This window comes from Rhodococcus sp. IEGM 1241 (genome assembly GCF_033142365.1).
Lineage (GTDB): Bacteria > Actinomycetota > Actinomycetes > Mycobacteriales > Mycobacteriaceae > Rhodococcus_F > Rhodococcus_F erythropolis.
Window position 1 is genome coordinate 1 of sequence record NZ_JAWLSE010000026.1, and the last position, 16669, is coordinate 16669.

20 protein-coding genes, 3 pseudogenes and 1 other annotated feature are annotated in these 16669 nt (G+C 65.5%); of the genes and pseudogenes, 7 read left to right on the forward strand and 16 right to left on the reverse strand.

The genetic code is table 11. The annotated features are described in order from the left end of the window. From R4P70_RS31675 to R4P70_RS31705, 8 genes and pseudogenes are all read right to left on the reverse strand, one after another. Nucleotides 1–205 (reverse strand): hypothetical protein (locus R4P70_RS31675; protein WP_317833674.1); only part of this gene is annotated, 205 nt, incomplete at its 3' end. After that, nucleotides 202–396 carry a hypothetical protein gene (locus tag R4P70_RS31680; protein WP_021334581.1) on the reverse strand — a complete coding sequence of 65 codons (195 nt, stop codon included), beginning with the start codon at nucleotides 394–396 and terminating at the stop codon, nucleotides 202–204. The genes R4P70_RS31675 and R4P70_RS31680, both read right to left, overlap by 4 nt. Nucleotides 397–414: 18 nt before the next feature. Beyond that, entirely contained in the window at nucleotides 415–657 is a 243-nt protein-coding gene (locus R4P70_RS31685; protein ID WP_021334582.1) for a hypothetical protein, read from the reverse strand. Between the two features lie 34 nt (nucleotides 658–691). Further along, nucleotides 692–907: pseudogene (locus R4P70_RS32805) on the reverse strand (AMP-binding protein); the annotation flags it as partial. A 17-nt stretch (nucleotides 908–924) separates the two neighbouring features. Further along, nucleotides 925–1050 (reverse strand): fatty-acid--CoA ligase, encoded by a 126-nt coding sequence (locus R4P70_RS32810; RefSeq protein ID WP_225320457.1) that lies wholly within the window; start codon nucleotides 1048–1050, stop codon nucleotides 925–927. A 93-nt stretch (nucleotides 1051–1143) separates the two neighbouring features. Then, complete coding sequence (locus R4P70_RS31695) at nucleotides 1144–2352, reverse strand: NAD(P)/FAD-dependent oxidoreductase (RefSeq protein WP_021334583.1); 1209 nt, start codon at nucleotides 2350–2352, stop codon at nucleotides 1144–1146. Next, nucleotides 2349–3743 (reverse strand): cytochrome P450, encoded by a 1395-nt coding sequence (locus tag R4P70_RS31700; RefSeq protein WP_021334584.1) that lies wholly within the window; start codon nucleotides 3741–3743, stop codon nucleotides 2349–2351. Before R4P70_RS31700 ends, R4P70_RS31695 begins: the two co-directional genes overlap by 4 nt. Nucleotides 3744–3762: 19 nt before the next feature. After that, complete coding sequence (locus R4P70_RS31705; protein WP_021334585.1) at nucleotides 3763–4083, reverse strand: 2Fe-2S iron-sulfur cluster-binding protein; 321 nt, start codon at nucleotides 4081–4083, stop codon at nucleotides 3763–3765. A gap of 113 nt (nucleotides 4084–4196) precedes the next feature. Here R4P70_RS31705 and R4P70_RS31710 point away from each other — a divergent pair, with 113 nt between their 5' ends. Beyond that, a complete protein-coding gene (locus R4P70_RS31710; protein WP_037127318.1) occupies nucleotides 4197–5234 on the forward strand; it encodes a helix-turn-helix domain-containing protein in 1038 nt (345 codons plus the stop codon). A gap of 54 nt (nucleotides 5235–5288) precedes the next feature. Here R4P70_RS31710 and R4P70_RS31715 read toward each other — a convergent pair. Continuing rightward, a pseudogene (locus R4P70_RS31715) lies at nucleotides 5289–5576 on the reverse strand (integrase core domain-containing protein); the annotation flags it as partial. A gap of 251 nt (nucleotides 5577–5827) precedes the next feature. On the opposite strand from R4P70_RS31715, the gene R4P70_RS31720 reads away from it, so the two are divergent. The 3 genes from R4P70_RS31720 to R4P70_RS31730 all read left to right on the forward strand — a co-directional run bounded on the left by R4P70_RS31720 (nucleotide 5828) and on the right by R4P70_RS31730 (nucleotide 8891). After that, on the forward strand, nucleotides 5828–6739 hold the full coding sequence (locus R4P70_RS31720; protein WP_021334587.1) for an IS110 family transposase: 912 nt from the start codon (nucleotides 5828–5830) through the stop codon (nucleotides 6737–6739). Between the two features lie 398 nt (nucleotides 6740–7137). Further along, nucleotides 7138–8220 (forward strand): BtrH N-terminal domain-containing protein, encoded by a 1083-nt coding sequence (locus R4P70_RS31725; protein WP_030537992.1) that lies wholly within the window; start codon nucleotides 7138–7140, stop codon nucleotides 8218–8220. Beyond that, nucleotides 8217–8891: a transglutaminase-like domain-containing protein gene (locus tag R4P70_RS31730; RefSeq protein WP_011331521.1), complete on the forward strand. Its 675-nt coding sequence runs from the start codon at nucleotides 8217–8219 to the stop codon at nucleotides 8889–8891. The genes R4P70_RS31725 and R4P70_RS31730 overlap by 4 nt, the downstream gene beginning before the upstream one ends. A 51-nt stretch (nucleotides 8892–8942) precedes the next feature. On the opposite strand, the gene R4P70_RS31735 is transcribed toward R4P70_RS31730, so the two are convergent. Continuing rightward, complete coding sequence (locus R4P70_RS31735; RefSeq protein ID WP_225320458.1) at nucleotides 8943–9647, reverse strand: lysophospholipid acyltransferase family protein; 705 nt, start codon at nucleotides 9645–9647, stop codon at nucleotides 8943–8945. Nucleotides 9648–9794: 147 nt separating this feature from the next. Here R4P70_RS31735 and R4P70_RS31740 point away from each other — a divergent pair, with 147 nt between their 5' ends. Continuing rightward, nucleotides 9795–10319: a PaaI family thioesterase gene (locus R4P70_RS31740; RefSeq protein ID WP_021334589.1), complete on the forward strand. Its 525-nt coding sequence runs from the start codon at nucleotides 9795–9797 to the stop codon at nucleotides 10317–10319. Nucleotides 10320–10324: 5 nt separating this feature from the next. Here R4P70_RS31740 and R4P70_RS31745 read toward each other — a convergent pair whose 3' ends face one another. Next, nucleotides 10325–11002 carry a TetR/AcrR family transcriptional regulator gene (locus tag R4P70_RS31745; protein ID WP_021334590.1) on the reverse strand — a complete coding sequence of 226 codons (678 nt, stop codon included), beginning with the start codon at nucleotides 11000–11002 and terminating at the stop codon, nucleotides 10325–10327. A gap of 149 nt (nucleotides 11003–11151) precedes the next feature. On the opposite strand from R4P70_RS31745, the gene R4P70_RS31750 reads away from it, so the two are divergent. Then, on the forward strand, nucleotides 11152–12297 hold the full coding sequence (locus tag R4P70_RS31750; RefSeq protein ID WP_021334591.1) for an acyl-CoA dehydrogenase family protein: 1146 nt from the start codon (nucleotides 11152–11154) through the stop codon (nucleotides 12295–12297). Nucleotides 12298–12680: 383 nt separating this feature from the next. Here the strand turns inward: R4P70_RS31750 and R4P70_RS31755 are convergent, their stop codons facing one another. The 5 genes from R4P70_RS31755 to R4P70_RS31770 all read right to left on the reverse strand — a co-directional run bounded on the left by R4P70_RS31755 (nucleotide 12681) and on the right by R4P70_RS31770 (nucleotide 15311). Beyond that, nucleotides 12681–12902, reverse strand: a complete 222-nt coding sequence (locus R4P70_RS31755; RefSeq protein WP_021334592.1) for a transposase — start codon at nucleotides 12900–12902, stop codon at nucleotides 12681–12683. Nucleotides 12903–12945: 43 nt separating this feature from the next. Next, nucleotides 12946–14259, reverse strand: a complete 1314-nt coding sequence (locus R4P70_RS31760) for an ISL3 family transposase (protein WP_021334593.1) — start codon at nucleotides 14257–14259, stop codon at nucleotides 12946–12948. 179 nt (nucleotides 14260–14438) lie between these two features. Further along, nucleotides 14439–14777 carry a recombinase family protein gene (locus R4P70_RS31765; RefSeq protein WP_332113078.1) on the reverse strand — a complete coding sequence of 113 codons (339 nt, stop codon included), beginning with the start codon at nucleotides 14775–14777 and terminating at the stop codon, nucleotides 14439–14441. After that, a complete protein-coding gene (locus R4P70_RS32815; protein ID WP_332113079.1) occupies nucleotides 14731–14868 on the reverse strand; it encodes a hypothetical protein in 138 nt (45 codons plus the stop codon). The genes R4P70_RS31765 and R4P70_RS32815 overlap by 47 nt, the downstream gene beginning before the upstream one ends. 116 nt (nucleotides 14869–14984) lie before the next feature. After that, complete coding sequence (locus R4P70_RS31770; RefSeq protein WP_021334594.1) at nucleotides 14985–15311, reverse strand: hypothetical protein; 327 nt, start codon at nucleotides 15309–15311, stop codon at nucleotides 14985–14987. A 74-nt stretch (nucleotides 15312–15385) separates the two neighbouring features. On the opposite strand from R4P70_RS31770, the pseudogene R4P70_RS31775 reads away from it, so the two are divergent. Then, nucleotides 15386–16593, forward strand: a pseudogene (locus R4P70_RS31775) (IS3 family transposase); the annotation flags it as partial. Continuing rightward, nucleotides 15685–15819 (forward strand) — a sequence feature (AL1L pseudoknot). Its footprint overlaps the pseudogene before it by 135 nt. Nucleotides 16594–16669: the final 76 nt, after the last annotated feature.

The window sequence follows — 16669 nt, forward strand, 5'->3', positions numbered from 1 at the left end:
CCCCGGAACCGTCACCGGACACGCCGGTATCCGAGGTCGCCTGACACACCTTAATCCACAGAATTTGACGATTCCTCGGGTTCGCCTGCCGGTGATGGGTGGCCCGCGACCGGCCGACCAGGGCAAATGCCCGCACCACACCGAGCAGCGCGGTCAGCCGGTCCACGGTCTCGGCCTGCCAGGTGCGCCAGGCCGCCCGGCTCACTCCTTGTTCTTCCTGGAGAGCGCTTCCAAGAACGCGACACCTTTTCCCATGACCTCCAACGCGGCATCACGATCGGCGATGACCTCGTCCTTTCGGGCAGCATCCCCCTCGAGCTTGCCGATCTGCTTTTCCAGCTCGGCGATACGCGCCTGCTCCGGGGACTGACCGGCTCGAGGCCTCTTCTTGGACACGGTGCCCAGTGTTCCGGCTTAAATCTGGGCCCGCCACTGCTTGACGCTGGACTCATAGAGGCCCTCCCGGCGCAGCACCCGGCCCTTCTGCCCGGCCGGGGCCCGGTCGTACTCGGCGGCGATGCGCCGCTTGTACTCGGCGGTGAACGTCCGCCTCGTCGGCCGCCCGGTTCGCGGGGACTCAACCGTCTCCTGCACCGAGGTCGTCGGCGTGGTCCGCGAGGCCTCCATGGCCGCGTCAGTGGTCGCAGTGATCGTCATGCGAGCGTCTCACCTCAGTCTGGCGGATAGGGAACAGCGGCACCAGGCTGCCCTCCACGATGATGCCCCGATCCTCGGCGTGGTTCCCGATGTAGGCGAGCTGCTCGGCGCTCAGACGAGGGTTCAGCGTGTGCAGCACCGCGCCCATCGACGCGACGGCACAGTAGGCCTCAACGTGCTCCTGGTTGTTGCACATGAGCGTGGCGACGCGCTCGTCGCCAGCGACCCCACAGGCACGCAGCGCATGCGCCCACTGGCAGATCGACGTCACACCTGCGCGAACGTACCGATCTTGACGCTCCCCTCCGGCTGCAAGGTCCGCACCCGCGCCGCGCCGTGAACGCTCGCACCGTGGCGCAGGATGGCTGCCGTCGTGAGCTGGACGTTCGTCATCGTGCTCTGCATGGTGTCCCGTCGGTGGTGGGTAGCGAGCCGGTGTCGACGGCTCGCCGATCGGGTCGGACGGCCCCGTGGTCCAGCTGACGCTCAGCTCGGTGCGATACCCAGTAACGCTTCTCTGCCGACGGGGAGTCCCGGAGAGAGCGTCCGCTTGCTGAAGGCGAAGTCGCGCGGCCGGTTGACGCAGTCAGCGGCAATGAGTTCCCCTGCGCGGAAGTAGAAGCAGGTGAAGTCGCGATCGCGATCACAGCTCGGGTCACCACTGAGCAAGACCTCGTCGTAGCCGGTGTTCAGTCCCGCGATCTGGAGCTTGAGATCGTACTGATCCGACCAGAACCACGGCAGCGCCGCGATGGTCTTGTCCTTGCCGCACATGGTCGCCGCGGCGACCTTCGCCTGCTCCACCGCGCTCGGCACGGACTCAAGTCGGACGCACCGCCCGTACCTCGCCATCACGTGGCTGGTGCAGTCGCCCGCGGCCACGATGTCGTGATCGCTGGTACGGGCCCGGTCGTCGATCACGACGCCGTCGTCGACGAGGAGACCCGCGGCGGCAGCGAGTTCGGTGTTGGGCTGGAGCCCGACACCGACGACGACGAGGTCCGCTGGGACTTTTTCACCACCGGCCAGCCGGACCTCTCGGACCCGGTCGTCGCCACCCAAAGCCTCGACGAGCGCCCGGGTGCGGACGGTCACTCCCGCGTCGCGGTGGACGCGCTCGTAGAACGCCGATACCTCCGGGGCGGTGACCCGCTCGAGCACACGGTCGGCGGCCTCAAGAACGGTGACGTCCAGTCCAAGCGCACGCAGGGAGGCGGCTGTCTCCAGTCCGATGTAGCCGCCGCCGACGATGACCGCTCGCCGACCCGGTTGCGCCGACTCTCGGATCTGCTCCACGTCGGAGAACGTGCGCAAGTAGTGGACGCCCGGGAGGTCGGCTCCCGGCACGGGGAGTCGCCGTGCCCGGCCACCGGTGCACAGCGCCAGCTTGTCGTAGGACATGCTCTTGCCGCCGGCCAGCATCACCCGCCGCTCTGTGCGATCGATCGACTCCACTCGCGCATTGACCAGCTGGATCTGCTGCTTGGCGTAGAAGTCCGCCTTCCGGATCGCCAACTCCTCCAGCGTGCTCTTGCCGGCGAGGTAGGCCTTGGACAGCGGCGGTCGCTGGTAGGGCAGTGCGCCCTCGTCACCGATGAGGACGATCTCGCCGGCCCAGCCTTCCTGCCGGAGGCTGGCCGCCAGTTGAGCCCCCGAGTGACTGGCTCCGACCACGAGCGCGGTCCCCTGCGTCATGCGTCCTGCTTCGGGGTCAGGCGCACCATGAGCTTGCTAATGCCCCTGACGAAGTTAGACTGCACGTACTCCGGCTCACCGACGACCTCGATGTCCTCGAACCGAGGAAGCAACTCCTCCCACAGGATCCTCAGCTGGAGCTCAGCCAGCCGGTTGCCCATGCACCGGTGCACCCCGAACCCGAAGGAAATGTGGTTGCGCGCGTTCTTGCGGTCGATGATCAGCTCGTCAGGTCGTTCGAAGACACGCTCGTCCCGGTTCCCCGAGGCATACCACATGACCACCTTGTCGCCCTTGCGAATGAACTGCCCATTCAGCACGGTATCCTTCTTCGCGACCCGGCGCATGTACGCCAGCGGTGTCTGCCAACGAATGACTTCCGAGACCATGTTCGGGATCAGGTCCGGATTCGCCTTGAGCTTCTCGAACTGCTCAGGGAACTGGTTGAGCGCCAGCACACCGCCGCTCATCGAGTTGCGCGTGGTGTCGTTACCGCCGACGATCAGCAGGATCAAGTTGCCCAGGAACTCCATGGGGCGGTCGATTAAGTCCTTGGTGTCTTCATTGCTCTGCAACATCGTGATCAGGTCGAATCCGGGCTCCTCGCCGGCCGCGAGCCGAGCCGCCTTGTCGTGCCAGTGCGCACTGAGCCCTCGCGCCGCGTCGACGAAGCCGCGGAAGATCTCGTCGTTGTCGGAGGGTCCGCCGTTGGCCTGCTCCATCGCGGTGGCGAGGTCGGACCACTCGACGAGCTTGCGTCGTTGGTCGTAGGGGAAGTCCAGCAGCGTCGCGAGCATTCGAGCGGTCAACTCGATGGACACCAGGTCGACCCAGTTGAACGGCTCACCGATCGGGAGTTCGTCCAGCACCTCCTGGACGCGCGAGCGGATCAGGGCCTCCATCTCGCGAAGGTTCTTCGGGGCGACGACCCCTTGAACGGCGGCCCGTTGCGCGTCGTGCTTGGGCGGGTCCATGGCGATGAACATCGCGACATCCATGAACCGGGGTGGTTGGCCGATGATGATGAAGGGCTCGGCGGAGAAGACCTCGTGGTTCTTGTCGACGGCGATGATGTCGGCGTGCCGTGTGACCGACCAGAAGGGACCGAAGGGACTGTTGGGCTGGTAGTGCACGGGCGCTTCGTTGCGCACACGCTCGTAGTACGACTTCCACCTGCCCTGGCGGTACAGGAAGGGGTTGCTCAGGTCGATGTCAGCGAGCTCGACCTCGTCCACCGGCGGGATCGGGGTCTCGACGAAGATCTTCTGCCCGTTCGTTCCGGTCACCCAACGACGGGTCTTGTCGTAGAGATGGGCGCCCCGGATCTGCAGCCCCATCGGGAGGGTCGACTGGACCTTCTCGCTCAGCGTGTCTGCAATGCTCGCAATCATCGATCCACTTTCCTTTCGATCAAATCTGGAACTCGGGCAGCTGAACGACCAGGCCGTCCCACTCCTGCGACACCGCCATCTGGCAAGACAGCCGGGAGGTCGGCTGCCGCTCAGGATTCATCGACAGCATCTCCTCCTCGACAGGTCCGGATAGACCCACCTTCTCAGACCACTGCGGGTCGACGATCACGTGACAGGTGCCGCACGCGGCCTCTCCCCCACAATCGCCGTCGATGCCCGGCACCATGTTGTCGACCGCGACCTGCATGAGCGACCGTCCCTCGTCCAGGGGCGCCTCATACTTCTCGCCGTCGTAGGAAACAAAGGTGACTACACCCATTGGCTTGACTCCTCACGATCGAAAACGTGATGAAAGCGTAGCGACTACGCAGGGGGTATGGCTATGATCACATCAGTCAGAATGTTGTGATTTCGGCTCAAGGGGTGCGTGCAATGCGTGTGTACGAACCCGGCGTCCCGCCTCTCGCGTTCGCGCAGATGCTCAACAGCTCCGTGATCGACAGTGAAGCTGCCGCCCGGTTCCGCACGGTGATGGCGCGGGAAGGGACCGACGAGACCGCACTTCTCGCCCGGGACCAGCAGGCGCCGGTGCGCTGGTTCCGAGAGGTGTACCCGGACCTCGACAGCGCCCAGGCGACCCAGTTGGGTTTCGCCTTTGCCGAACACTCCCAGCTGACCTCCTTCGGGCCGCTGAGCGTACCGCTGGTGAGCGCGGGCTCGGTCGCAGAAGTCGTGGAACTGCTCGCCTTTCTGCCCTTGATCTCCACCGCCCTGCACCCCCACGTCCACCCGAACGGAAGTGGCCTCACCATCGGGCTCACTGCACACACCCGCGACCCGGACTTGGACCGCCTCGTCATCGCCTACGGCGGGTCCACGGTGCTGCGACTATTGGACCTGCTCGCAGGGACCCTGCCCTCGGTCACGCTGTACCTGGAGTGGCCAGCGCCGGCGTCTGCCGCGGGGTGGGCGCAGTCCCGAGGTGGGCGCGTCGTCTTCGACGCGCCCACCTCGTACGTGCAGGCCCCCCAGGACGCGCTCGAGGAGGTGTGCCGCTTCGCAGACCCCGTTGCTTACCGCGTCGCGATCGCGGACCTACGCACAGCACTCGAGCGACACCACGGCACGATCTCCTTCGCAGAGCGAGTGCGGGTCCTGCTCGAGGAGGACCCCGGAGAGGCTCACAGCGCCCGTGTTGCTGACAAGCTCTCGGTCTCGACCAGCACCCTGAAGAGAAGACTCGCCGAGGAGGGCACGACCTTCCGTGACGTCCGCGAGTCCTGGCTGCGCGAACAGGCGATCGCACGCCTGCTCGACCCGACCGCAACGATCAGCCAAGTGGCCGCGGATCTCGCGTACAGCGATCTCAGCAACTTCTCACATGCCTTCAAGCGATGGATAGGGCAGTCCCCGAGCCAATTCCGGCACACGAAAGGCCGGGTGCGCAGGCGAGGCATGCCCAACGTGTAGCAGGCCCGACTTCCGACGAAGCCTGTGTCAAGCCCCGGGTTTTGTAGAGGGTGGTTATCTGGCGTCGACGAGGTCGTCGACGGGCTCTGCTTGGGGTTCGGCCGCCGCGTGCTGAGCTTCGTATTCGGCCGGCGGGACGTAGCCGATCTCGCCGTGAATCCGTCGATGGTTGAACCAGTCGATGTACTCGGCGACAGCGATCTCGAGGTCGTCGATAGCTCGCCAGGGCCCCTTGTGACGGTTGCGGACCAACTCGGCCTTGGACAGCGAGTTGAACGCCTCGGCCATCGCGTTGTCGTAGGAGTCGCCTCGTGAGCCCACCGAGGCGACCAGGTCCTGTTGGGGCTGGTGCACGAGTAGGTGACGTTGATGATGGAAGGGCCTCGTTGCCGACGCGTGTGACTCTGTAGGTGACTGACGGCCGCAGGGCTTGTCTTGCAATTGATCCGTCCGCGCGCTGGTGGCGGTGGCGCTGTCCGATGCATGTCGGCCAGAGGCGAGCATGACTTCATACGAGCCTGGTCAGCCCCGTCAACGTCTTGTCTGCCCGACCTCTGGCCGATGTGCCCTCTGGAGGAAGGCACGGCTTCATCATGACAACATTTCTCAACGAGTCCACAGCTGCTGTCCACATCGTTGCTGGAGTCGACACGCACGCCGATAACCACCACGTCGCGGTCCTCGACTTGAGCGGCAGGCGGCTCGGCGATCGACAAATTCCAGCGACCGCTGCCGGCTACGACAGGCTCCTGACCTATCTCGGGTCGCTAGGAAACATCCAACTCGTTGGGATCGAGGGCACGAGTTCCTATGGCGCCGGACTCGCCCGACACCTCAGGGAGCGGCGGGTCGATATCCGCGAGATCATCCGTCCCCGACGCTCGCAACGACGACGTGGGAAGTCCGACCCGATCGATGCCTATGCTGCTGCGCAACAGGTACTGGCCGACCCGGAGTCGTTACCCGCGGCTAAATCTGGCGACGGTCTCGTCGAACAGGTCCGTGTGTTGCTAACCGTTCGCCGCAGCGCCGTCAAAGCCCGCGTGGCCGTGATCCGCCAGATCAAGTCATTGCTGGTCACCGCCCCGGAGGAGATCCGAACGCGGTGGTCGAGAGTCAGCGAGCACGATGTGATCGCGGACCTCGCCGCTACCAGGCCCTGTGCCCCCACCGCGTCGGTAGATGCCGCAACTGGCCACGCTCTTCGGCGTCTGGCGCGTCGCCACCGATACTTGACGAGCGAGATCGAGGAGCTCGAGGAAGACTTGCGGGAGCTTGTCTCGACTGTGGCTCCCGCAATGATCGCCACCAAAGGGTTTGCCGTGATCACCACGGCTACGCTCCTGGTGACCGCAGGCTCGAATCCTGAACGGCTTCGATCGGAATCCTCGTTCGCCGCGTTGTGCGGAGCCTCACCGATTCCCGCATCCTCGGGAAAAACCAATCGGTTCCGACTTAACCTCGTTCCAGCGACGTTGAGGTCGGCGCGGCCTGATCTTCGGTGAGTTGCCGTGGCCGGATTGGTGGCGCAGAACGCGGATATCGGCGATGGTCTCGCCACCACCGGCGAGCATGACCGCGACATCGGTCAGCACGCGACCACGGTCGTGGATCGGGACGGACCGGCGGCGTGCCATCGCCTTGGACAGTTCGGCGGTCAGGCCGACCCGATCAGCCAAAAGGCGGGGAGCGATCGTCCCGGCGTGAGAAATCACCCCGACATCACAGGCGGAGAACGACAGACCGGCCGACCACGAAGTACGCTTCACCTACCGAGTGCTTTCTGCTTGAGAACCTGGAGCTTTAGACAACTCCCAGTTTCCCCTGCTCAGGAAGCACTTCGGTCTATTTCGGCCCAGAAAACCGAAGATCCCCATGAAACACCGAGGCTAGGATGAAGTACATGGCTAGCTCTCAGCAACGCGTCGTCAGTCCCTACCCCCACCGCCTGGGCGGTCACTGCGGCTCCGGCGCAATGCGGGACCTGCTGGAATGGGCCGGACTTGGGTGGAACGGCCCTCCTGACGAAGGACTCGTCTTCGCACTGAGCGGCTCCCTGGACCTCGCTTACGTCCGGGACACCGAGCTCATGCCCCCGATCTACCTCGTAGGCCGCGGAGGCGACCTGGAGACAGACCTGCCGATGCGCCTGGGGGCAGCGGTCTCGGTGCACGCCACCGACGACCCGAGCGAGGGATGGGCTTGGGTGCGTGACTCCATCCAGCGTGGCCGCCCAGCCCTCGTGTGGGCGGACATTGCAGAGCTGCCATACCTGCGGGTCCAGCTCCAGATGAGCAGGCACGACATCGTGGTCATCGGGTACGACGACGAGCATCAGATCGCGCACGTCGTCGACAACGACCGCGAGGACGTGCAGATGGTGCCCTACGACGCGCTGGCCAAGGCGCGGTCCTCGCAGGGCTTCCCGGTCCCGACGCGTCACACCTTCTTCGACATCGAGTGGCCCCAGAAGCTCCCTGACCTGACGGTCGCCAGTCGTGCCGCGTTCGCCCAGGCGGCCGCTGCCATGACCGCCTCGGACGGACCGTCGATCGTCTCTGGCAGCGACACGGCGGTCGGAGCCACCGGACTCGCCGCCGTCGACCTGTTCGCCGACGACCTCCCGCGATGGCCCGAAGTATTCCCCGACGACGTGCTGCACCTGCTCCTCCTCGGCCTGCGCGCGTTCGTCGAGAAGGCAGGTACCGGCGGCGGACTCTTCCGCAAGCTGCTGGCCAGCGGCGCGCACGACATTGCCCGGTTGACCGACGACTCTGCGGCCGCCGCAGTGTCCGACAGTGCCCGTCGCTGCGCCGCGACCTGGTCGCAGGTCGCCTCCCTGGCGCGCAGCAACGGGGCCCCGGCCCGCGAGCGTGCCCGGGAAGCAGCCCGGGTCGCCGCCACACTCCCAAAGTTGGAGCGGGAGCTCGTGCGCGCGCTCGAGGCCGCCGGGGCTGCCACGAACACTCGGGCGGTCGTCTGGTGAGCGGCCAGCACGAGCCGAGCGATGCGGTGGCGTCCGGCTACTTCGTCGATAGCGACCACCCGGCAATCCGTCGGTTCGCCTCATCGGTGGTGGAGGGAGCGGACGACCCACACGAGCGTGTCCGGCGGATCTTCGCGGAGGTCCGCGACCGCCTTCGCTACAACCCGTACGGTGTCACGCCCGATCGCGACCACTACAAGGCCAGCTCTATCTTGAACGGCGGCCCCACTTGGTGCGTGCCGAAGGCGGTGCTGCTCACCGCCAGTTTGCGCGCGGTCGGGATTCCGGCCGTGCTGGGTTTCTCCGACGTGCGCAACCATCTGAATAGCGAACAACTGCTGTCGGTGATGGGCACCGATCTCTTCGTCTATCACGGGTGGACCGCCGTCCACGTCAACGGTCACTGGCACAAGGGCTCGCCGGCCTTCAACACCGAGCTGTGTGAGCGGTTCGGCGTTCCCCCGCTGGACTTCGACGGGACCCAAGACGCGCTGCTCCACGCCGCAGACGGCGCCGGTCGTCGACACATGGAATACGTACGAGAGAGAGGGACCTACCTCGACCTCCCGTACGACGACATCATGCGGACCCTGCACGAGACCTACGGGCCCGGCCTGACGCAGAGCGGCACCTCAGGACCGGTCCGCCAGGATCCCGCCTTCGAACCGTGAGAGTCGGCATCGGCGACCACGCCGTTCGATCGATGCCGCCACGGGCACGGTTCACCGATCCGCCGGGACCCCTGCCAGCTGATCGACCATCGCGGTGATGGCGGCCTCCAACCGCCGACACCCTTCCTTCACAGCCCAGGTCTCCCCCAGGTCGTGGAGGTCTTCGAAGGGGACCGGGGGCCCGACGACGAGACTCACCGGTCGACGCCAGCCCAGGCGAAGACGCCCACTGTAGGGAAGGAGAATCTCCTGCGCCCCCCACTGCGCCACCGGGAGAAGGGGAACAGACGCCGCCAAGGCGATGCGGACGGCGCCGGACTTCATCGCTATGGGCAGTCCGTCCTCTCGCTTGGTGATGGAGCCCTCCGGGTAGACCAGGACCAGTTGACCTCGCGCCACGGCTTCCACGGCCCTGCGATAGCCAGCCTTTCCAGCCGACCGGTCGACCTCGACGTGACCCGCGGAGCGGAACCACCACCCCACGACCGGGACCGCGAAGAGGCTGTCCTTGGCCAGGAAACGGGGCACCCGTCGCTGGGCGAGGATCATCTCCGCGACAAGCAGGGGGTCGATGTGCGACACGTGGTTCGCGGCGAGCACCGCTCCGCCGGACCTTGGGACGTGCTCGACACCACGCCAATCCGGGCGACGCAGCACGAGCAGGAACGGCTTGCACACCAGGAGCGAGAGCCACCACGCGAAGCCCCTGGGTTCGGCACCAAGCCGTCGATCGGTCCTGAGCACCTCTCGGATCACCCGACGAGTGTAGACAGATGCCGGGTAAACGTCTGGATGGAGACAAACTAGACTCCATTTCACCGTCCGCCTGTCCGTCGTGACCCTCGAGGAGCCGATCATGAGCGACCTTCCCGCCACTTTGACCGCGCAGCCGAACCGCGAATCATGAGCAGCCACCACGAGCACGGTCCCGTTGCGCCGACGACGCTGGAAGCGTGGATCAGTGCCATGTCGCGACCACAGCCATCCGAATCCGGCCGCCTTCCCTCACACTCCCCCACCTGCGCGGGATGCGGCACGGAGAACCCCGCCGGGCTCGCTCTGCAGGTCGACGCCACCGAGGACGGTGTGTATTGTGTGCACCGCTTCGACCACCGCCAGGAGGGTGCGCCAGGGATCACCCACGGCGGTCTTGTGGCCGCGGCGTTCGACGACCTTTTCGGCTTCCTCCTCTACCGCGTCGGAGAGCTCGCCGTGACCCGGTCACTGACCGTCGAGTACCTCCGGCCGGTCCTACTGGGGACCGACTACGAGTTCACCGCCCGCGTCCGCGACCATGCGGGACGACGACTGCACGTGGACGCCGAGGCGGTCGACCAAGTCGGCGACAAGGTCGCCACCGCGCACGCAACGTTCATCGTCGTCGACCTCAAGCACTTCGAGCAGGGCACGGCCACGACCGGTCCCTGACATCCTCATTCCGCTACGAACGGCTCCAGCTCGACCGCAGGGTCGAGCGGGATCCCGTGGCCGGCCAGCGCATCCCGGAGCACGAGGGTGACGTGACCAGCGAGCCGTCCGACCATGACGTCCAGGGACTCGTCTCGCTGGTCGAGCCACCAGATGACGGTGGCATCCACCATCCCCATCACCCCGACCAGGATGCCTTCCGGAAAGCTCGCCACACCCGATTTGGTGTACCCGCGGGCAGCCGCAGCGATCTCGTCGAGGAGGCGCGACCGCCCCATCCGGGCACGATGCAGGGTCCGACTCTGCCCACGGGCTGCCAGGAAGCGGTAGAGATGCGGATGCTCCTCGGCCCAGGTGGCGCAGGCGCGCACCAACCCCTCGACGACCTGCTGAGGTGTGCCTCGTCGGGTCAGGTGCGGGCGCACCCGCGCGATCAGGTCCTGCGCTGCTCTCCTGGCCACCTGGTCGTCCAGGTCGTCTCGGCTGGTGAAGTTGCGGTAGACGTGCGGCCTGGGAATGCCAGCCCGCTCCGCGATGAGAGCGGTGCCGACGTCGATCCCGGACTCGTCGATGACCTGCTTCGCAGCCTGGACCACGCGCTCGCGCTTCTCGTTACGAGCCAGCTCGTCACGCGACGACCGCCGTCGGACGGTCGAGTCAGCCCATCGTCTCACTTCCACCACCCGCGCAGCCTACAGGCGCGGCGCGACGACTCAGCTCGGTGCCGCACACGCCGAGCAGCGCCCGACGCCGACGTGGGACACCTTGTACCCAGGACGGCGGCCGTGGTCTGATGGGGGTACACCCTGTACCCAATGATCCGGAGGCTCCCATGACCGCTCGCCGTTCCCCGTGGATGGACGACGACCTCAACGACCTGCGTGACCTGGCCCGCACTTTCTGCGAGAAGGAAATCAGGCCGCACATCGAGACCTTCATCGCCGACAAGCACGTCGACCGGGACCTGTGGAACCGCGCCGGAGCGGTGGGTCTGCTGTGCCTCTCCATCCCCGAGGAGTACGGCGGCGGCGGCGGGACCTTCGCTCACGAAGCCATCCTCATCGAGGAGCAGGCGCGAGTCGGTGACAGCTCGTGGGGCGCCTCCCTACACAACGGCATCGTCGCGCACTACCTGCTCGCCTACGGCACCGAGGACCAGAAGCAGCAGTGGTTGCCGAAGATGGCGTCCGGCGAGGTCGTCGGAGCGATCGCGATGACCGAGCCTGGTACCGGTTCGGACCTGCAGAACATCAAGACCAAAGCGATCCGGCAAGGCGAGGAGTACGTCGTCAGCGGCTCGAAGACCTTCATCACCAACGGTTCTCAGGCCGATCTCGTCCTCACCGTCGCCAAGACCGATCCCGACGACAAAGCGGCCGGGATCTCGCTGATGCTGGTGCCCACCGCGGCTGAGGGATTCTCGAGGGGGCGGGTCCTCGACAAGATCGGCATGAAGGGACAGGACACCTCCGAACTCTTCTTCGACAACGTCCGCGTCCCCGCCACCAGCCTGCTCGGTCACACCGAAGGACAGGGCTTCATCCAGCTGATGGAGCAGCTTCCCCAGGAGCGACTGCTCGTCGCCGTGTCGAACGTAGCGGCCATGGAGTTGTGTCTGACCGAGACACTGCGCTACGTGCGCGACCGCAGCGCGTTCGGACGCCCGATCTGGGGGTTCCAGAACACCAAGTTCAAGATGGCTGAGGTTGCCACCGAGGCGCGGGTCGCGCGTGCCTTCGTCGATGAGTGCATCGAACTGCACCTCGATGGGGAACTGGACATCCCCACCGCAGCCATGGCGAAGTTGTGGTGCTCCGAGCGGGCCCAGCGAGTCGCCGATGCGTGCCTCCAGCTGCACGGCGGATATGGCTACATGAACGAGTACCCCATCGCCCGCGCCTGGGCCGACCTGCGCGTCTCCCAGATCTACGCGGGGAGCTCGGAGATCATGAAGGAGATAATCAGCCGCTCCTTGTGAGCCCCTCCGCCACCGAACATTCCGGGCTCGGGGCGGGTTCCCGCGACGGGCGTCGAGCATCGGCGCGTCGACTCCCGTCGCAGCCTCGGGGATCGAGCGGGGGCACAAGACGCGGCCGCTGAGGATGTTAGACGTTGCCGACACGTCAACGCGCCCCAGGGCAAGAGGTCCGTGACCAGCGCGCCGCCCTCACCGACAGGGTCCGGCTCGCCGCGGACACCCCCACGTCATGCTTCTGTCAACCGCGGGTGAAAATTGACCCCTAGGTGTACTGACCGCGGACGTTGTGTCACCGGTCGGCATGGCGGGCTGACATGAGGGAGACCTCCGTGTGAGGTGTGAAAGCGACCAAGCAAACAGGCTCTTCGCATCTGAGTGTGGGGTCAGGCCCGTAGTCCCCCGGCGATGAGGAGCATGCGGAGGCGGTAGTTGTCGCGGTTGCGGTAGCCGCGGGCCAGGCACCGGTGGAGTTCGATGAGGCCGTTGATCGCTTCGGTTCCGCCGTTGTTGGAGCGGTCGGTGGTCCAGTACGCGAGGAAGGAGTCCTTCCACTTGCGGAGCGTTCGTCCCAGTCGGGCGATCTCGGGAATCGGGCACGACGGCAAGGTCGCGAGGGTCTTCTCGGCAGCTTTACGGGCCCTTCCGGATTTAGAGTGCGTTGATCCGGTTCTGGAGCTGTCCGGAGTGGATAAGTGACCGCAAGATGTAGTGCTTGAGGTTCCGGAAGCCCAGGGCGATTCCGCGGAGGTGTTCGAGGCGGCCGTTGATGGCCTCGACGGGGCCGTTGGAGGCGCCGATGTCGAAGTAGGCGAGGATCTCCCGGTGGCGCTTCCACAGCGACCGGCCCAGCTGGGCGAGCTCGGGCAATTCCTTGGGCACCCCGGTTCGGATCGAGCGCAGGAGCTTGTACATCGCGATCTTGCCCTCCCGCTTGCCCGAGGCCTCGTAGGCGGTGATGAGTCGCTGGTAGACGCCGTAGGTGACCTCCACCGCCGCGTGCGCATCATGGGCGGTGAACGCTGTGAACAGGCGGACTTTCTGCTTGTCGGTGAGCAGCTCGGCCCGGGTGTTGAGTGTCCGGCGGATCCCATACAGCGGATCGCCGCCGCGGCCCCGGTGCCCGGTGGTGGCCTGCTGGATGCGCTGGCGGCAGACGGTGAGCTTGTCCGCGGCGAGGTGCACGACGTGGAACGGATTCATCACCGTCCGGGCAGCGGGAACTGCCTTGGCTGCGGCGGAGTGGTAGCCGGAGAATCCGTCCATCGTCACCACCTTGACCCGATCCCGGAAGTCCTGGTCACGGGCGTCGAGCCACTCGGTGAAGACCTTCGCCGAGCGGCCGGCGATCATATCCAGCAGCCGAGACGGGCCGGTGCCGTCCACTACAGGGGTCAGGTCGACCAAGACGGTGACGAACGACGAGGAGCCGTCACCGCGGACGTGCTTCCACTTGTGCTCATCGACCCCGAGGACACGCACGCCGTCGAAGTGTCCGGGCTGGCCGTAGACCATCGTGCGGGTCTCGGAGACGGCAAGGTCGTTGACCAGATCCCAGCCCAGCCCGAGGGCCTTGGCCACCGCCGAGACGCTGGTGCGGTCGATCGCCAGACGCTGCAGAATCCAGCGGGTACAGCGGCGTGTGGTCTTGGCTCTCGGCTCGGCCAACGACGGCATGCGCTGCTGGAAGATCCTCGTGGCGCACTCGGTGTTGTCGCAGGTGAAACGCGGTACCCGCACATGCAGTCTGGTGGGGTGACCCACGATCGGTAGATCGGTGACTCTCCGCTGGATGTGGTCCCGCAGCCGGCCCGCCGCCCCGCACTCGGCGCACACCGGGTCCAGTGTCGCCGGGGAGCAGAACAGGTGCGTGAACTCGTCGGCCACAGCCGCGTCGGTGATCGTCACCCCCAGTTCGACGGTGCGGCAGATGGTGTCGGCAAGCAGGCTGGCGGTAGCGTTCAAAACGGGTCCTGGGGTGTTCGATGCGAGGCGAGAGAACCTGCATCTTCACACGCCCCAGGACCCCTACATCTTGTGCCTCACCGCATCACCGACGAACCCCAGCTACGCACTCCGGATCCGGAAGGGCCGGTTTCGGTACGGGGTGCTGCGAGCAATGTTCAACACTTCTGCGATTTCGGTCATGGTACGCCCTCGCCGCGCATCTTTTTCGCCTGCCGCTTTTTCGCGGCCGTCAGCGAAGACGGTCGGCCACCGACCCGGCCGCGATCACGAGCCGCCGACAGCCCGGCGATGGTGCGTTCGCGGATGAGGTTGCGCTCGAATTCCGCTAGGGCGCCGAAGATGTGGAAGATCAGCTTGCCGCCCGGCGTGGTCGTGTCGATCGCTTCGGTCAGGGATTTGAACGCCACTCCGCGGGCCTCCAGCTCTGCGACGGTCCCGATCAGGTGTGGCAGCGAGCGGCCGAGATGATCAAGTCGCCAGACGACGAGCGTGTCTCCCGAGCGCAGGGCGTCCATTCAACGCCGCTAATTCAGGGCGATCCGTCTTCGCGCCTGATGCCTTGTCTGTCCAGACGCGAAAACAGCCGGCCGCATTGAGTGCGTCCAGCTGTAATTCCGGGTTCTGGTCGGCGGTCGATACCCTCGCGTAGCCTTGTGACTCTCGGAATTATTTGGCACGTTCTTCCCTGAATTATTTGGCACGGTGGTAGCCGTCAGGCACTCTCACCTTGGGATCCTCGGTCGAGTAGGAGGCGGGAGGTATCTCGGGCCTCTCACTGTGTTGAGATCCGCCATCCCGGCATCCTCAGAGCCTCCGAACAACTCCTCGACGCGGCGACTGTTCAGAAAACCACTGATCAACTGCCACAGTTCATCCGCGAATGCCGGGGCTTCTGGACCGACCAAGCGAAGCAAGAACACGAACGCGTCATCATCGTCGAGCGCGGCCACTATGCCGTGCTCGGCGATCGCCCCCGCATCATCGGGGTACACCCCACCCAGGAACTCCAGCCCATGCAGATAATCGTCGAGGTACCTGTTCGGGCGCATCCCCTCATTCCTCCATCATGTGAATCGCCCTGGGTTCGGTGGAGACTTCTGGCCTTGGAAACGAGGATGAAGTCATGCCGAATGAACGTGTGCCAGGAAGACCGACAACGCGTCGGTATTCGTCGGAGGAGAAGGCCGGTGCGGTGCGGATGGTCCGTGCACTGCGGGCCGAGTTGGGGACCGAGCACGGGGCGGCGTCGCGGGTTGCGTCGCAACTGGGGTTCGGGCTCGAGTCGGTACGGGCGTGGGTCCGTCAGGCCGATATCGACGACGGCACCAAGCCAGGGGTGAGCACGTCGGAGGCTCAACGTATCCGGGAGTTGGAGCAAGAGAATCGAGAGCTCAAGCGGGCCAACGAAATACTGAAGCGTGCAGCGTCTTTCTTCGGGGCGGAGCTCGACCGCCAGCACAAGAGGTGACCGCGTTCATCGACGCAAACCGCGACGATGTCGTCGCAGGACGCCCACTCGGGGTCGAGCCCATCTGCAGGACACTGCAGATCGCTCCGAGCAGTTACTACGCCGCCAGGTCACGATCACCATCGACGAGGTCGGTAAAGGATGCCCGGGTGCGGCCGGCGCTTCGGACGTTGTGGGAAGACAACTACCGCGTCTACGGGATCCGGAAACTGTGGAAAGCCGCCCGCAGAGCCGGACTCGACGTCGGCCGTGATCAGGTCGCCCGCCTGATGCGCGCCGAGGGCATCGAAGGTGTCTGCCGAGGTAAGAGGGTGCGGACCACCCGCCCCACCGCCGGCATGGGTCGACACCCGGACCTGGTCGGACGAGATTTCACCGCCACTATGCCGAACCAACTGTGGGTTACCGACCTGACACACGTGGCGACCTGGGCAGGGATCGCGTACGTCTGTTTCATCACCGACGCTTACAGTCGGATGATCGTCGGCTGGCGCGTCGCACCACATATGCGCACCGAGATGGTCCTTGATGCGATCGAAATGGCCCGATGGTCACGCGGAACCACCTTCACCGGGCTGCGGTGCCACAGCGATGCGGGCAGTCAATTCACATCCCTGCGCTACGGCGAACGCCTCGCTGAGATCGGCGCGACCCCATCGATCGGGACCATCGGCGATTCCTACGACAACGCTCTCGCCGAGACCGTCAACGGCTACTACAAAGCTGAACTGATCTACGGACCAGCACATTGCGGACCATGGAAGACCACCGTCGATGTCGAACTCGCGACCTTGTCCTGGGTGTATTGGCACAATCACCAACGCCTCCACGGCTACTGCGACGATCTTCCACCAGCAGAGTACCGAGGAATGATCGAAACCTGTGGATCCCGGGAGGACGCACCTTCCCGGATGATGATCTGTACACGAACAGGATTCT

What these genes read in the sequence shown, in the direction of transcription:
- R4P70_RS31695 (WP_021334583.1), bottom strand. Translation starts at nt 2,352, where the DNA reads ATGACGCAGGGGACCGCGCTCGTGGTCGGAGCCAGTCACTCGGGGGCT.
- R4P70_RS31700 (WP_021334584.1), bottom strand. Translation starts at nt 3,743, where the DNA reads ATGATTGCGAGCATTGCAGACACGCTGAGCGAGAAGGTCCAGTCGACC.
- R4P70_RS31770 (WP_021334594.1), bottom strand. Translation starts at nt 15,311, where the DNA reads ATGCGCCCGAACAGGTACCTCGACGATTATCTGCATGGGCTGGAGTTC.
- R4P70_RS31740 (WP_021334589.1), top strand. Translation starts at nt 9,795, where the DNA reads ATGAGCAGCCACCACGAGCACGGTCCCGTTGCGCCGACGACGCTGGAA.
- R4P70_RS31705 (WP_021334585.1), bottom strand. Translation starts at nt 4,083, where the DNA reads ATGGGTGTAGTCACCTTTGTTTCCTACGACGGCGAGAAGTATGAGGCG.
- R4P70_RS31720 (WP_021334587.1), top strand. Translation starts at nt 5,828, where the DNA reads ATGACAACATTTCTCAACGAGTCCACAGCTGCTGTCCACATCGTTGCT.
- R4P70_RS31710 (WP_037127318.1), top strand. Translation starts at nt 4,197, where the DNA reads ATGCGTGTGTACGAACCCGGCGTCCCGCCTCTCGCGTTCGCGCAGATG.
- R4P70_RS31750 (WP_021334591.1), top strand. Translation starts at nt 11,152, where the DNA reads ATGACCGCTCGCCGTTCCCCGTGGATGGACGACGACCTCAACGACCTG.
- R4P70_RS31685 (WP_021334582.1), bottom strand. Translation starts at nt 657, where the DNA reads ATGACGATCACTGCGACCACTGACGCGGCCATGGAGGCCTCGCGGACC.
- R4P70_RS32810 (WP_225320457.1), bottom strand. Translation starts at nt 1,050, where the DNA reads ATGACGAACGTCCAGCTCACGACGGCAGCCATCCTGCGCCACGGTGCG.
- R4P70_RS31725 (WP_030537992.1), top strand. Translation starts at nt 7,138, where the DNA reads ATGGCTAGCTCTCAGCAACGCGTCGTCAGTCCCTACCCCCACCGCCTG.
- R4P70_RS31765 (WP_332113078.1), bottom strand. Translation starts at nt 14,777, where the DNA reads ATGGACGCCCTGCGCTCGGGAGACACGCTCGTCGTCTGGCGACTTGAT.